The organism is Pedobacter ginsengisoli (assembly GCF_030244015.1).
GTDB lineage: Bacteria > Bacteroidota > Bacteroidia > Sphingobacteriales > Sphingobacteriaceae > Pedobacter > Pedobacter ginsengisoli.
In genome coordinates, this window is record NZ_JASSYX010000004.1 from 605,402 (window position 1) to 620,096 (window position 14,695).

A 14,695-nucleotide genomic window follows, 5' to 3' on the forward strand; every position below is an offset into this window, starting at 1 on the left:
TATTAAAGATCTTGATTTAAATGGTTTATCTTTTTCACGCTCAAATTAGATGACAAAGCTGATGCCACAAAAGAGAAAACACTTACAGTTAAAAATACGAGCATAAAGTCCTTCCATTTAAAAGCTACCGGATAAGCATTTGCAATGACCAGATTTTCCTCTGACATTTTAAAAACCCCATATTTTTGCTGTACCAAACAGAATATGAATCCAATCAGGAGACCAAATATACATCCGGTCATTGTGATCATCATTCCTTCAAATAAAAATATTCGCTTTATCAGCTTTTTCCCGGCACCCAAACTGCTCAGCACTGCTATGTCCTTTAGTTTATCGATGACCAGCATGGTTAGTGAGCCTATTATATTAAATATAGCAATAATAAGTATAAAAGTAAGGATAATATACACGGCCCACTTCTCTGTACCCAGGATGTTGTACAACACTCTGTTTTGCTGGATCCTGTCTTTAATTTCATAATGGCCTCCGATGCGCTGTTCTATGTTATGCTTAAATTTGCCGGCATCAACTCCAGGCTGCAGGTTGATCTCAATAGCCGAGATCCTCTCCGGTTCATCCAGTAATGACCGTGCAAATGACAGCGGAACTATTGCCACATTGTCAAAATCCTGCTGAACCTCGAATACACCGGAGACAGGAATAGACAAAACATTAAAATCATCTGCCGGATTAAGAGAATTTGGCTTGCTGCCTTTTTTGGGAGAAAAGACCTGCAACTGGTTAAAAGGGTCTGTAATATTGACCATTAGATAGGCCTGGATGGCTGAGCCAATTACCGCGTTGCTGCCGGCACTGTTATTCAGTACAAATTTTCCTTCAATCGTGATGCTGTCAAGGCTCTTATTTTTAAGATATTCTGTGCTTACGCCCTTGATCAGGCCCACACTTTGCTTCTCATTGTACCTTAACAAAGCATTTTCAGACAATACCTGTGTAAAGGAGTAGACGCCGGGATTATTCTTTAAGGCTTTGAAGTACTTGGTGTCAGGGTCAAAGGTCTTGCCCTGACGCGGTGAGATGACAATCTGCGGGCTGATGGTATTGAACATTTTCAGCACGACCTCTTCGAAGCCATTGAACACAGACAGGATAATGATCAGCGCAGCGCTTCCCACAAAAACCCCTACCATAGATATCCCTGAAATGATGTTTATGGCATTCGTGGATTTCTTGGCGAATAGATACCTGCGTGCTATGTAAAAAGGTGTATTCAATAGTTTCTGTTTAACAATTGTTATTGTAAAAAAGGATTATGCAATCTTTCAAAACCTATGGATGTCGGCTGTCCGTGTCCGGGATATACTTCGCAATTGTCAGGCAATATAAACAAGTTATTTTTGATGCTGCTGATCAGCTGGCTATGGTTTCCACCCGGCAGGTCTGTCCGGCCTATGCTGTTGTAAAACAATACATCACCGCCAATCAGGAAATTATCCTCCCTTGCATAAAAACACAAGTGTGCCGGTGAATGACCGGGAGCAAAAATAAGCTCCAGTTCACTTGTACCAAAGACAACTTTGCCCGTTTCCGGGAGAAAGACCTCCGGCTCCGGAGAAAGTTCATACTGTAATCCCATAGCGGGCAAATAGCCCGGTATCGCCTGCAAAACCCTCAATTCTCCCTGGTGAAACTGCGGCTTCAGTCCCCAGTTGTCATATACGAATTTATTGCCAAAAACATGGTCATAATGACAATGTGTATTCAATAAGAGCACCGGACTAAGACCTTTCTCTTTAATGAACCTGACCAGCAGATTCTGCTCTTCTGCTTCATACATTCCCGGATCTATGATCACGCAGTCCAGGGTTTCATCATACAACACATAAGTGTTTTCCCTAACCGGGTTAAAAGTAAATCCTTGTAAACTGATCATCCTGATAAATTACTAATTTTTCCATTTAAAAGTCTCTATCATCCTGTCAATGTCTTTCTTGATGAAAGTTACTACAGGTCGTATAGAATCATATTGAGGCCGTTCATTAAAATATAATGCGCCCCTGAAGTAATGTTTTGTACTGTCTGTTAAAAAAAACTGAACTGATGATGCGGTATTACCTTCTATAGCATAATATATGCCATATACCTTTTTATCCGGATAGTTGATCAGCTTTTGGTCTATCGAATTGGCCTTCACAGTATGTTTAAAAGCAAAAGTCCTGGCATCTTCAACTAATCCTTCATATTCCGCTTTAGAAGAAACGTCATAATAAGTAAGGTGAAGACGGCCATTAAACCGGGCAAAGGAAAGATTGTACCAGCATGGTTTTGTTCCGCTGCTGCTATCGGGCTGCATGGCTGCATAAACAGGATAATCAAAGCTGTAACTGCAGCCATTATCAAAATGCTTATATGCTTTTTTGGGCAGATCAATATGGTAATATCCTCTTGGCTTGGGGCTGTAGTTATTTCCTGAACATGCAGCAAATGTCAGTGCCAGCCCAAGAAAATAAAGAATTAGCGTTCCTTTCATTTAAATATTCCAGATATACCATGAGCGCTCTGCCTGCAGATGCAGCATTTCTATTCCATTTTTTATTTTAGCTCCTCTTTCCCTTGATTTTCTAAGAAATACAGTTTCTTCAGGATTATAAACCAAATCATAGGCCAGATGCCTGTCGGATAACGATTCATAGGGAATCTCAGGACAGCTATCGTAATCGGGAGACATTCCAAGGGGTGTAGTATTGATCAGTATGGTATGTTCCTTCAGCACGTCAGCAGTAATCCGGTTATATAAGACGGAATCGCTGCCGGGCTTTCTGGTCACCACCAGAAACGGGATACCAAGTTTACTCAGCACGTATTTGACTGCTTTGGCTGCGCCTCCATCGCCAAAAACAAGTGCTTTGGAATGATGAGGTTCCAGCATAGGCGCCAGTGATTCCTCAAAACCGTAGGCGTCGGTATTGTATCCTTTTAGAAACAGCCTGCCGTTGCCACGTTTCACGGCAACACAGTTTACTGCCCCGATTTGCGCTGCAGCTTCATCGATCTCATCCAGATAGGGGATTACTGCAAGTTTGTATGGGATTGTTACATTAATCCCTTCCAGTTCCTGATCCTGAGCAATCAGCTGCGGAAAAAGTTCAATATTTTCTATTGGGAAAAGCTCATACGCACACCCTGGTATGTTTTCCGCTGTAAATTTCTGTGTAAAGAACTTTTTAGAAAAGGAATGTGACAGCGGGAATCCGATTAAACCGAATCTTCTCATTACAATTTTTCCATATTCAGGAAATGGTCAAATGTATCGCCTCTTAAACCGAGGCGGATGGTTTCGAGAGGAATAACCTCAGCAGGCGCAATGTTTCCCAGGTTTACATTAGAGCCTAAAAGTTTGATAAACCATACCTGCTGTTCTTTTTGAGGAGCTTCCCAAATTATAGTCTCTTCGGGGATTTGTGTGAGTATCTCATCCACCAAGCCCTCTCTTACCTCTCCTGATCCTCTGTATATTCCCACATTTCCGCCCTCTCTGGCTTCAGCTATAACTTTCCATGAACCTGCATCAATTTCCGCCTGCATCAGTTTGATCCATTTATAAGGAGCAAATATTTTAGCCGCATCTTTAGAGCCTACTTCAGAGATTACAGTAACCTGCCCGGCAAGTTTCCGGATGTATTCGCATTTCAGATCATGCTCTATAGTGATCGATCCGTCGGATACTTCAACATATTCCATTTCAAACTGATCAAGCACACGGCGATAATCCTCAAACTGGTTACGGATGATGAATGCTTCAAACAGGGTTCCGCCAAAATAAGTTGGAATACCTGCCGACCTGTAAATCGCGAGTTTTTCCTTTAAGTTAGGTGTAACGAAAGATGTCGACCATCCCAGTTTTACAATATCAGTATGTATACCGGCAACATCAATGAAATCTTCTGTCTGCCTTAAACTAAGCCCTTTATCCATGACCATAGTAATCCCTTTATTGCGTGGTTTTACAGGTCTTTCAGGTAAATTATTCAATGGGTAATTCATATTGGTCACAAAGGTGAAAAAAAATGAACAGTTTTTATCAGCAATCTCTAATAAAAACTGTTCATTTTTTATTTAATATAGCGGTTGATCACTTCAAGGATCGAACCGTTTTCCTGTAGCTGGGGTAAGTATTCAAACAGGATGTAATGTTTATCAGGATCGGTGGCCAGAGCGGTTTCCAGATACAGCAGCGCATCATTCTTTTCTCCCATTGCAAATAAATAGGCCACCATACGGTAGTAAAGCTCCGCAGCATCGGGATTATTTTTGATGGCATCTGCTATGGTTTCAGAGGCTTCCACCAGTTTACCCTGTTCATAAAGTACAGTAGAGAAATCCAGCCAGGCTTCAACGTCTACAGGATTATATTCCAAAACCTTATAATAAGCCTCTACGGATTGCTCTATCTGCCCGAGTTTATAATAGGCATCGGCCATCGCAAACCAGAAATCCGGGTTTTCGCCATCTAGATCAATCGCCTTTTTATAAAAATGGAGCGATTCAAAAAAACGTTCCTCAAAATTAAGTGTTACACCTATTCCAAACCATGCATCAGCCATCTTAGCATCCATCTTGACTGATTTTTTGTAATAAGAACGGGCCTCGTCCATGCGCTCTAGTTTCTCATAGCATTCGCCGATCGCACAATAGGTATCAGCATTGGGTTTTTCGTATTCAAAAGTTTGTTTGTAGACATCAATAGCTTCCGCAAAACGGTCCAGTTGAACGAGGGCATTCCCCTTATTATAGTACGCAGAGGCAAAATTATCTTTGATCAGAATCGCGTAATCGTATGCATCTATCGCTTTTTCAAACAGGTCAAGTTTATGATAAGAATTGGCGAGGTTATACCATGCCGCATAAGAATAAGGATCATTGTCTATATACTCCTGGTAGAACTGGATGCTTTCTTCCTGTTTGTCGAGAATGTCATAACAGAAGGCGAGCTCATACAGGCCATCCTTGTTTTCCATATTCTGTTCCAGACTTTGTTTGATGTATACAATGGCGCTTTCATAATCCAGCATATTCTGATACACATAGGCAATCTGAAGCAAAATCTCATCAGTTGTTTCCGCAAACTCAAGTGCTTTTTGAAAATTGTCCAGTGCTTCCGAATAGCGTTCCAGGCTATTATAGATGTTTCCCCTTAACACGTAGATCTCAGATTCTGAAGCTTCCAGCATTTCGGCTTTTTGCAAGGCAAGAAACGCACGCTCAGTCTGGTCAGTTACATAGAACAACTGTGCCTGTTTGACCAGGAATACCGCGGCGTAAGGGTGCTGATTGAGTGCATATTCTATTACCTGAAGGGCTTTTACAGGATCGTTCTTGTCAATATAATAATCAATAATGTTTTCAAAGGCCTGGGCATCAAAAAAGTATTGATCCTGATTGCGTATCATCTCTTCGTAACGCTCTACCGAACGCTGCGCATCATCACTAAAATCAAAATTAAATTCCTCTTCCATTTATCGAACAATTAAAGAACAGATCCCTGTGTTAAATATACACTATAAGTTTACAACAATAAACAGTACAAGGCACCAAATAATTTTCAACATACACACATTAAACAATGTAAACAACTGATAATAATACCCTATAGCTGTAATGACAAACCTATATGCAAAGGAACGGAACAATCTTTTAAAACTGGTAATATTGAAGTCAAGAAAGTATCGTGCCATTCTGGCTGATCCTGGAATTCTTAGTTGTCCTTCCGTTATTTTTTTGTTGATTTGTATAAACTAGCTTCCAATTATGCAAACTATCAGTCAGGTTTTAAGAAACTTAAACATCCTGGAATTAAATCCTGCCTACAGCACGGGTGCTGTATGGGGATCTTCTTCAGGCTCAAATGCCATTGACAGCTATTCTCCTGTTGATGGCGAAAAAATAGCTTCGGTACAGGTAGTCAGTGCGGCAGACTATGAAAAAGTCATAACAAAAGCTGCGGATGCTTTCTTATTCTGGCGCAGTATGCCGGCTCCAAAACGGGGAGAAATTGTCCGGCAGTTTGGCGATGCGCTGCGCAAATATAAAACGGACCTGGGTACACTGGTCTCCTATGAAATGGGCAAGAGCCTTCAGGAGGGCCTGGGGGAAGTACAGGAAATGATAGACATCTGTGATTTCGCGGTTGGTTTGTCCAGGCAGCTGTACGGATTGACCATGCACTCAGAAAGACCCGGACACCGTATGTACGAGCAATGGCATCCGCTGGGAGTTGTCGGTATCATCTCCGCCTTCAACTTTCCGGTAGCCGTATGGAGCTGGAATACGGCTCTGGCCTGGGTTTGCGGAAATGTATGTGTGTGGAAGCCATCCGAAAAAACTCCGGTCACCGCCATTGCATGCCAGCACATCATTGCAGATGTATTTAAGGCAAACGGCATTCCGGAAGGCGTTTCAAATCTGATCATTGGCGATAAAATTACCGGCGAACTGATGACCGGTGACAGCCGTGTGGCACTGATCTCTGCAACCGGTTCCACCCGAATGGGCAAAGAAGTCGGCGTAGCGGTTGCTGCCCGCCTGGGAAAAAGCCTGTTAGAGCTGGGCGGCAACAATGCAATCATTATCTCAGAACATGCAGATCTGGACATGAGCCTGATCGGTGCTGTCTTTGGAGCAGTAGGTACTGCCGGGCAACGTTGTACTTCTACCCGCAGGCTGATCATTCATGAAAATGTTTATGATGTTTTTACCGCCAAGCTGGTCAAAGCTTACGCGCAGCTGCACATTGGAAACCCGCTTGACGAACACAATCATGTTGGCCCGCTGATAGACAGGGCCGCAGTTGCCGGTTATTTGGATGCCATTGAAAAATGCAAAGCTGAGGGTGGCAGATTTATTGTTGAAGGCGCAGTCCTCGAGGGGCCCGGTTATACCAGCGGGTGTTATGTAAAACCTTGCATTGCGGAGGTAGAAAACGATTATAAAATTGTACAGCATGAAACCTTCGCCCCAATTCTGTATTTAATAAAATATAAGACGCTGGCCGAAGCAATTGCCTTACAGAACAATGTTCCGCAGGGACTGTCCTCGGCCATTATGACGCTAAACTTAAGAGAAGCAGAACAATTTCTATCTGCGGCAGGCTCGGACTGCGGTATTGCCAACGTCAACATCGGCACATCAGGGGCAGAAATTGGCGGTGCTTTTGGCGGGGAAAAAGAGACTGGAGGAGGACGTGAAAGTGGGTCTGATGCATGGAAAGCCTATATGCGCAGACAAACGAATACCATTAATTATTCCAACACCTTACCGCTTGCGCAGGGAATTAAGTTTGACTTGTAAGCACCTCCTACTCCCGCAACTTTTTGGTTTTTGATGCTGCCAGCAGTTGGTCATCAGTAGATTCTACCGTTGATTTTAATGCTACAAAATCCTCAAGGGTGAGTTTTGAAATCCCGTCTTTCAAGACGATATGGTTCTGAGTCGAACCGCTGAGTCTTAAATTGGCATTGCCTCTTATATAGCTGTATAAACTTTCCGTATTTGCATTTACCTCAGCAGATGCCTGGTCTTTCAGAAATACCTGAAGGTGCTGAGCATTTATTTTACCGGTAGTTTTAACAATTACGTCATTACCGGCATCGATTCTTTGCAGTTCCTTTACCGAAACGTAAATAGTTACTCTTTCAGCGTCGGTTGAGTTGATCATCAATGTATAACCTTTTCGCATTACGGACATATTCATCCTGTTAAAATCACCGTCCGCAGTTACTGTTTCCTTTGATCCCTGAGACAGAATAACGGTCACATTTCCCGTAATGGTTATCCTGTGGAATGTAAATGGAGGGCCCGGTTTTACCTGAACAGGGTGTTTCACTGAGGCAAAAGTGCCCATTACAGCCGAGTTTAAAAAAAGCGCTGTCAGTGCTGAGGCGCATAGTGCTTTTGCTAAAGTTTTCATATTTAATTTTTTAAGGTTCCATTGATTGTCTTGGTTGATAAGACGCCCCGGATAAAAAAACGTTGCAGCAATTGTTAACCTTTTATACCAGGGCACCGTATAATTAGACAAACGGCCTGATTCTTTCGACGAACGGCTAAAAAATTAATCGCAAATGACCCTTTTTATTTGAAAGCACCGCAATTTGATGTATGTTTAAAGATTTTTAAATGCTTACACTCCTATCGTTTTAATCTTTAGCCAATGTTACGCGTAGACAGCTCAAAACCTTGCAAAATTGTATATTCCCTATGCAAACACGCGTATTTTGGGTATCTGATTGAGCCCCATATGGTTCAGCTGAATCCGCAGGGCGATTTTTCACTGACTTATCAGCGCCTCTTCTCTCATACGGCCAGCGAGTTTGCAAAACACCTGTCTGAAAGGGACTTTAAGCTCATCAGCATCCTTGATCAGACAGAGCAGGATTTCATCATCAAAAAATACCATAAAAAGACGATCAGGCCGGCGGAATTTTTCAGCAAGTTCTTCAATGACAAATTTTATGAAAATGTCCGTCCGAAAATTGAAAAAAAACTGTCCGAAGTGCTCGAGATGCTCAAAGCGGAAGGAGCGCTGTACCTGATGGACAATGATGGCTGGCCGGCAGAACGAAGAATTGATTTCGCGACCGAGCCCTCCAGTGTGTTGTTTCACTTTAGACGAAGCGAGACAGAAACGCGCTATTTCCCTACTATAAAATACCAGGGACTCCGCATAGATTTTATGTTCAAAGAGGCACAGATTGTTAGCAATCAGCCGGCGTGGCTGCTCCTGAATGATATGATCTATTTTTTTGAACAGGCCATCGAAGGCAAAAAGCTCCTTCCATTTCTCAACAAACGTTTCATCACTATACCCAAATCAACAGAAGACACCTATTTTGAAAAATTCGTTAGCCCCCTGATTGAAAAATACCATGTCTACGCAGAGGGCTTTGAAATCAAGACCGAAAAGCATGAACCCCTTCCTACGATTAAGATCATATATGTAGATGGGGGTATCTCACAACTGCAACTCTATTTTAAATACGGATCGTATGCATTTGCCATGGGCAATGAAAAGAAAGTAACAGTACGCCTGCTAAAGGAGGCTGACAATTACATCTTTACCCGCATCAAAAGAGACACCGCATTTGAGAAACAAAAATTCAGTTTATTGCTCGACATGGGACTGAAAAAAACAAGCGCGCTGTTTCATAACCTTGAAGTACCCACAGACAGAGATGAAGACCAGTCCTACGCCATCATTAACTGGGTAAATGAACACATCAGCATTCTGGAAAACGCGGGATTTGAAATTGAGCAGCATACAGGTGCTAAAAAGTTCCTGCTTGCAATCAATAAGATCGACTTTGAAATCAAAGAAGACAACGACTGGTTTGACATCAATGCTATTGTTTACTTTGGTACACATGCTGTCCCGTTCCTCTCATTAAAACAACATATTCTCCATAAAAAAAGGGAGTTCACCTTACCTGACGGAACCATTGCCATCATTCCGGAAAAATGGTTTAGTAAATATGGCAGTATATTCAGCCTGTCGGACGGCGGCAAATCGTTAAAATTGAAAAAACACCACATCGGACTGATCAATGAACTTGCAGAAGACGGCATTAGCAGTATAACGCTCAGTCGTAAACTGCAAAGATTAAACGATTTTGAGAATATTGCCGATGTACAAATGCCGGCAAACTTTAAAGGTGATCTGCGAAGCTACCAAAAAGCCGGGTACAACTGGTTCAGCTTTTTGAGGGAGTATCATTTTGGCGGCTGTCTTGCTGATGACATGGGTTTGGGCAAAACCATTCAGACCCTGGCCATGCTTCAAAAACTTAAGGAAGAAAGTGATCTGACAGGCACACATAGCCCCTCTCTGATTGTCATGCCGACTTCACTGATCTACAACTGGCTCAATGAAGCAAAGAAGTTCACCCCAAAACTGAAGATCCACGCACATACCGGGTCGTCCAGAGACAAGGATGTGAGTCTCTTTTCGGATTATGACATCGTGATCACTACCTACGGGATCACCAGGGTCGACATTGACCTGCTCAAGGACTTCTACTTCAGCTATATCATCCTGGATGAGAGCCAGAACATTAAAAATCCGTCTTCAAAGTCTTTCAAAGCAGTAAAGGCTTTAAAATCAAAATATAAACTCATCCTGAGCGGAACGCCTGTAGAGAATTCGGTGAGCGACCTCTGGACTCAGCTTACCTTTTTAAACCCCGGTCTGCTTGGTACCCAGGCTTTTTTCAATGAAGAATATGTGCAGGCTATAGAGAAACGAAAGGATGAGGAAAAAGCCCGGAAGCTTCAGGCCATCATCAAACCGTTTGTGTTGCGCCGCACCAAGGAACAGGTGGCAGCAGAGCTTCCTTCCAAAACAGAACAGATCTTCTATTGCAACATGAGCGAGGACCAGGCATCCTATTACGAGAAGACGAAATCAGCTTACCGAAATGACCTCCTGAGTAGCATGGATGATGGCACCTATGCGCAAAAACAGGTACAGCTGCTGCAGGGACTCACGATGCTCAGACAACTTGCCAACCATCCGGTGATGATAGACGAGACCTATGAATCAGATTCCGGAAAATTTGAAAACGTTGTCCATACCCTTGACAATGTCCTCAAAGGCGGCCATAAAGTGCTCATATTTTCACAATTCGTAAAGCACCTCAATATCTTTAAAAATTATTTTGAGCAGGAGGACATCTCCTTTGCCTATCTCGATGGTGCAACAAAGAACAGGGGCGAGATCGTCGCAGAATTTCAGCAGAACACAGATCTTAAAGTTTTCCTGATCTCCATTAAAGCGGGCGGTGTGGGACTGAACCTGACCCAGGCAGACTATGTATTTATTCTTGATCCATGGTGGAACCCTGCTGTGGAACAGCAGGCGATAGACCGCTCTCACCGGATCGGTCAGGACAAGAAAGTCTTCATTTACAAGTTCATTGCCAAAGATACAGTAGAGGAGAAGATCCTTGCTTTGCAAAACCGAAAAAAAAGGCTGGCCAGTTCGCTGATCACCACCGAGGAAAGCTTTTTCAAATCGCTGAGTAAAGAAGACATCAGGGAAATCCTGAACTAAGATCTCAGGAGGCCCTGATATACCCTGCCCGGGATCATCTCTGCCCCAAGGCTCATCAGGTGGTCATTGGGCAACTGGCAATCGATGAGTTTGAACCGGCTCGTTCTGCAAAGCCAGATCAGCGCTGCTTTGGATGCATTGCTCAGCAGGCTAAACATACTTTCCCCACAAAAAACACCCCCCATCAATACGCCATACAGGCCGCCAACCAGTATCCCGTCCTTCCAGACCTCTACGCTTGCCGCATAGCCGGCCCTGTTCAAAGCGATATAGGCTTCCTGCATCTGCGCTGTAATCCAGGTGCCCGGCTGGTCTTTTCTTTTCGCCCCAGCACAATGAGCAATCACCTGATCAAACACCGTATTCCAGGTGATGCTGAAAATGCCATTGCTCATTACTTTTGCCATACTTTTACTCAGCTTCACTTTTTCCGGAAAGATCACGCAACGTTCGTGCGGCGCGTACCAACAGATCGGATCGTCATCACTAAACCATGGAAAAATCCCGTTTTCATAAGCCAACAGCAAACGTGCTATACTCAGGTCGCCTCCAACTGCCAGCAAACCGTCAGGATCAGCAAGTTCCGGATTGGGAAAAACAAGTTCATCATCAGGTAATCTAAAAACCATTTACAATAATAAAAAACATAGCTTTATGTAACTAATACTTTAACCTTTCATCTCAATAAAAACAACAAAATGAATTTTATAGGCAATATTATCTGGATCATATTTGGTGGCTTGTTTATCTTTTTTGAATACATCATCGGAGGTTTGATATTATGTCTTACCATTGTTGGCATTCCCTTCGGCATCCAGTGCTTCAAATTTGCAATTGTGGGTCTGGCGCCGTTTGGGGTAAAAATTACTGATACCTCTTCAAACACAGGCTGCCTTTCGACAGTCATGAACATCATCTGGCTGATATTCGGGGGGCTCTGGATTGCATTGACCCACCTGCTTTTCGGATTGCTATTTTGCATTACCATTATCGGAATCCCTTTTGGCAGGCAGCATTTCAAATTGATGAATCTGGCCTTTTCTCCTTTCGGAAAATCCATCAGCTGAACTATAACGGAGTGATCAAACCTGTTTTCCTGGAGTGGGCAATCGCTTCAGCACTGCTGGCAAATAAGCAGGTTTTAATGCCCCTGGCTGATATCCGCTCCAGATATCCAAGCGCTGAAGTCTTCATTTCTTCCCTGACATTCCTGATGTAAACTGCCTCAATGTTCTTAGGATATTTCTCTGCTATGGTCGTATAAATGGCCGGATCCCGTTGGGAATTGTCGCCGAAGAACACAAATCTCTGATTAGGAAAAGCGTCCAGGATCCGCATCACCCGCATCAGCTTTCCTTCATGCCCGGTCTTTCCTGTTTTGACCAGATCTTTCCAGCGCTTGATCTGATTGAGTAAAAATGCGCCTTCGGGCAGCTTATTGTACCTGAAAGTTTCGACCAGGTAGTCGTAAAGGTTCCATTCGCTGCTGGAAACATAAAAAAAAGGATTTGGCTGGTCAGTCTCAGTATGTGAAAAGGCGAGTAAATTATAATGCGTATAAGCATCTTTAAAAGTCTTCCTGGTCCTGGGGTTTTTAATGAATAACTCCCTCAGCCTACGTCTGATAGTCGCGGAATGAGATACCATTATGGTGTCGTCTATATCAGATATAAAAGCATATTGGGTGATGTGCGGGACGAAAATTTGGCCTTGCCCTACAGCCATCACTGTCCCATCATTATCCAGTGCCTCTACTTTCACGCCATGCCAGCCGGCTTCCACATTTTTATAAGCGGCCCATTCAAACTTAAAGAATCCATCGTATTCGGTTTTCTGATAAACTTCCTGCTCACCAAAGATCAGCCTGACTTTCACAAAGGGATAAGGCTTTAGCAGGAATAATTTCAGCAGATGTACAATATTGACAAACAAGTTATTACTGAAGGTCTGTTTGGTTTTGGCCTTGTATTTGAAAACATGACCATACACTACCAAATTGTGTGTATGCCCATAGCCATGATAAACTTTAACCGTTACAGATTTATTCATTAATAATTAAAACAGAGTAAGCATGCAGTTGTTTGTGATATTAACAAATCATAAAGAAATACAACGTGAAGATTCTCTTTATTGTCAATCCAGGTGCCGGGAGTGAGGGGTTAAACTTCAGTGAGCTGATCACTGAATACTTTGAATCTTCTGAACACGAAGCCGAGATCTACAAATTACCTCAGGATTGCACATTAAAACAACTAAAAATAACTATCGCCGGTTCAAGGGCAGACAGGGTGATCGCCGTGGGCGGCGATGGCACATTGAAACTGGTCTCTGAATGTTTGCTGCAAAGCGGTACCCCAATAGGGATCATTCCGGCTGGCTCCGCCAACGGTATGGCTAAAGAACTGAAGATCCCGCTTACATTAAATGAAGCTTTAGATACTGCTGTAAACGGTACGCCAAAAAAGATCCATGCGGTGATGGTCAACAATGAACTCTGCATCCATCTGGCCGACATTGGGTTTAATGCCTACCTGGTTAAGAAATTTGACGCCCTGCTTCATCGGGGCATGTGGGGCTACACCAAGGCCGCCTGGAAAGCATTATGGAACCACAATAAAATGACGGTTGAGATTAAGATCAAGGATCAAACCATCAGGTCTGAGGCAGCGATGGTGGTGGTTGCCAACGCTACCATGTATGGAACCGGCGTGAAGATCAATCCTGACGGTAAGCTCGATGATGATGTTTTTGAAGTAGTTCTGGTCAAGAAATATTCCGTAATGGAGATCTTAAAACTGAAGTTCACCAATATAGCACTCAATCCTGACAATATAGAGCTTTTTCAGGTCAGCAGCCTCCACATTAAAACGAAATACAAAGCGCATTTCCAGGTTGACGGGGAGTACTTAGGGAAAGTAAACAGTCTTGATGCCAGGATTATTCCTGATGCAATCAGCATCATCGTCTAATTACAGTATTTTGCCAGCAGCTCATCTGCGAGATCGGACCCCATGTACTTTACAAAAAGAAAATCCTCACAGGCACCCTGCTTATCTTTTTGCTTTAGCTTCTTCTTGCCATCACTGATGCGGCTGTACAGATATTCGTCATCATAGCCCAGGCTTTTTTTAAGCGCTAGGATTTTGCTTTCCTCATCTTTTGTGAAATTGCCACCGGCTTTCTTCTTATAAAAATTCAGTACCGCCTCTGTCAACCCCTGATTGGTTTTATAGTCCCTTATCGCTTCCTGGATCTCTTCTTTACTTTTGTTCGCACAATCGTAGCCTGAAAGCTTAAAATTAATAGGGGCAATAATTACGACGGTCGAATCGTGGTCCTTTGGCACAGTCCACCTTCCGCTGCTCATCCTGATAAGTCTTAACGCCTCATCATCCAGATCAGTACCTACCCCCCTGCGGATTTCCGAATAATAGACCTCACCATTTTTGTTTAGCTTAAAGCCAATGGTCACTCCACCCTGAATACAGTTTTGCAGAGAATATAAGGGGTATACTTTGTTATTGGCCACAAAGTTTTCCAACCCACCTTTTAGCACCGGCTGAGCTTTGAGACCAAAACCAGTTAACAGAAATAATGCTAAAAAAATCTTTGCCATGTTCTAATTTACAA

14 protein-coding genes are annotated in these 14,695 nt (G+C 43.0%); 4 read left to right on the forward strand and 10 right to left on the reverse strand.

Annotation, left to right across the window (positions count from 1 at the left end):
* Window positions 1–2 precede the first annotated feature (2 nt).
* The 6 genes from QEP08_RS19910 to QEP08_RS19935 all read right to left on the reverse strand — a co-directional run bounded on the left by QEP08_RS19910 (window position 3) and on the right by QEP08_RS19935 (window position 5,477).
* Window positions 3–1,235: an ABC transporter permease gene (locus tag QEP08_RS19910; protein WP_285060460.1), complete on the reverse strand. Its 1,233-nt coding sequence runs from the start codon at window positions 1,233–1,235 to the stop codon at window positions 3–5.
* Between the two features lie 20 nt (window positions 1,236–1,255).
* Window positions 1,256–1,894: an MBL fold metallo-hydrolase gene (locus tag QEP08_RS19915; RefSeq protein WP_285060461.1), complete on the reverse strand. Its 639-nt coding sequence runs from the start codon at window positions 1,892–1,894 to the stop codon at window positions 1,256–1,258.
* Between the two features lie 12 nt (window positions 1,895–1,906).
* On the reverse strand, window positions 1,907–2,491 hold the full coding sequence (gldD, locus tag QEP08_RS19920) for a gliding motility lipoprotein GldD (RefSeq protein ID WP_285060462.1): 585 nt from the start codon (window positions 2,489–2,491) through the stop codon (window positions 1,907–1,909).
* Window positions 2,492–3,235: a shikimate dehydrogenase family protein gene (locus QEP08_RS19925; protein WP_285060463.1), complete on the reverse strand. Its 744-nt coding sequence runs from the start codon at window positions 3,233–3,235 to the stop codon at window positions 2,492–2,494. It abuts the gene before it with no gap.
* Complete coding sequence (locus QEP08_RS19930) at window positions 3,235–4,005, reverse strand: phosphosulfolactate synthase (protein ID WP_285060465.1); 771 nt, start codon at window positions 4,003–4,005, stop codon at window positions 3,235–3,237. The genes QEP08_RS19925 and QEP08_RS19930 overlap by 1 nt, the downstream gene beginning before the upstream one ends.
* A gap of 68 nt (window positions 4,006–4,073) precedes the next feature.
* Window positions 4,074–5,477: a tetratricopeptide repeat protein gene (locus QEP08_RS19935; RefSeq protein WP_285060467.1), complete on the reverse strand. Its 1,404-nt coding sequence runs from the start codon at window positions 5,475–5,477 to the stop codon at window positions 4,074–4,076.
* A gap of 292 nt (window positions 5,478–5,769) precedes the next feature.
* Here QEP08_RS19935 and amaB point away from each other — a divergent pair, with 292 nt between their 5' ends.
* Window positions 5,770–7,308, forward strand: coding sequence for an L-piperidine-6-carboxylate dehydrogenase (gene amaB, locus QEP08_RS19940; protein WP_285060469.1), 1,539 nt, complete (start codon window positions 5,770–5,772; stop codon window positions 7,306–7,308).
* Window positions 7,309–7,315: 7 nt separating this feature from the next.
* Here amaB and QEP08_RS19945 read toward each other — a convergent pair whose 3' ends face one another.
* A complete protein-coding gene (locus QEP08_RS19945; protein ID WP_285060471.1) occupies window positions 7,316–7,927 on the reverse strand; it encodes a GIN domain-containing protein in 612 nt (203 codons plus the stop codon).
* Between the two features lie 243 nt (window positions 7,928–8,170).
* Here QEP08_RS19945 and QEP08_RS19950 point away from each other — a divergent pair, with 243 nt between their 5' ends.
* Window positions 8,171–11,065, forward strand: a complete 2,895-nt coding sequence (locus QEP08_RS19950; RefSeq protein WP_285060473.1) for a DEAD/DEAH box helicase — start codon at window positions 8,171–8,173, stop codon at window positions 11,063–11,065.
* Here the strand turns inward: QEP08_RS19950 and aat are convergent.
* A complete protein-coding gene (aat, locus tag QEP08_RS19955) occupies window positions 11,062–11,694 on the reverse strand; it encodes a leucyl/phenylalanyl-tRNA--protein transferase (protein WP_285060475.1) in 633 nt (210 codons plus the stop codon). The two genes, QEP08_RS19950 and aat, sit on opposite strands and share 4 nt — an antisense overlap.
* A gap of 69 nt (window positions 11,695–11,763) precedes the next feature.
* On the opposite strand from aat, the gene QEP08_RS19960 reads away from it, so the two are divergent.
* Window positions 11,764–12,132: a YccF domain-containing protein gene (locus QEP08_RS19960; RefSeq protein WP_285060477.1), complete on the forward strand. Its 369-nt coding sequence runs from the start codon at window positions 11,764–11,766 to the stop codon at window positions 12,130–12,132.
* A gap of 1 nt (window position 12,133) precedes the next feature.
* Here the strand turns inward: QEP08_RS19960 and QEP08_RS19965 are convergent, their stop codons facing one another.
* Entirely contained in the window at window positions 12,134–13,114 is a 981-nt protein-coding gene (locus QEP08_RS19965; RefSeq protein WP_285060478.1) for an App1 family protein phosphatidate phosphatase, read from the reverse strand.
* A 65-nt stretch (window positions 13,115–13,179) separates the two neighbouring features.
* Here QEP08_RS19965 and QEP08_RS19970 point away from each other — a divergent pair, with 65 nt between their 5' ends.
* Window positions 13,180–14,034 carry a diacylglycerol/lipid kinase family protein gene (locus QEP08_RS19970; protein ID WP_285060479.1) on the forward strand — a complete coding sequence of 285 codons (855 nt, stop codon included), beginning with the start codon at window positions 13,180–13,182 and terminating at the stop codon, window positions 14,032–14,034.
* Here the strand turns inward: QEP08_RS19970 and QEP08_RS19975 are convergent.
* Window positions 14,031–14,681: an energy transducer TonB gene (locus QEP08_RS19975; protein ID WP_285060480.1), complete on the reverse strand. Its 651-nt coding sequence runs from the start codon at window positions 14,679–14,681 to the stop codon at window positions 14,031–14,033. The two genes, QEP08_RS19970 and QEP08_RS19975, sit on opposite strands and share 4 nt — an antisense overlap.
* Between the last annotated feature and the right edge of the window lie 14 nt (window positions 14,682–14,695).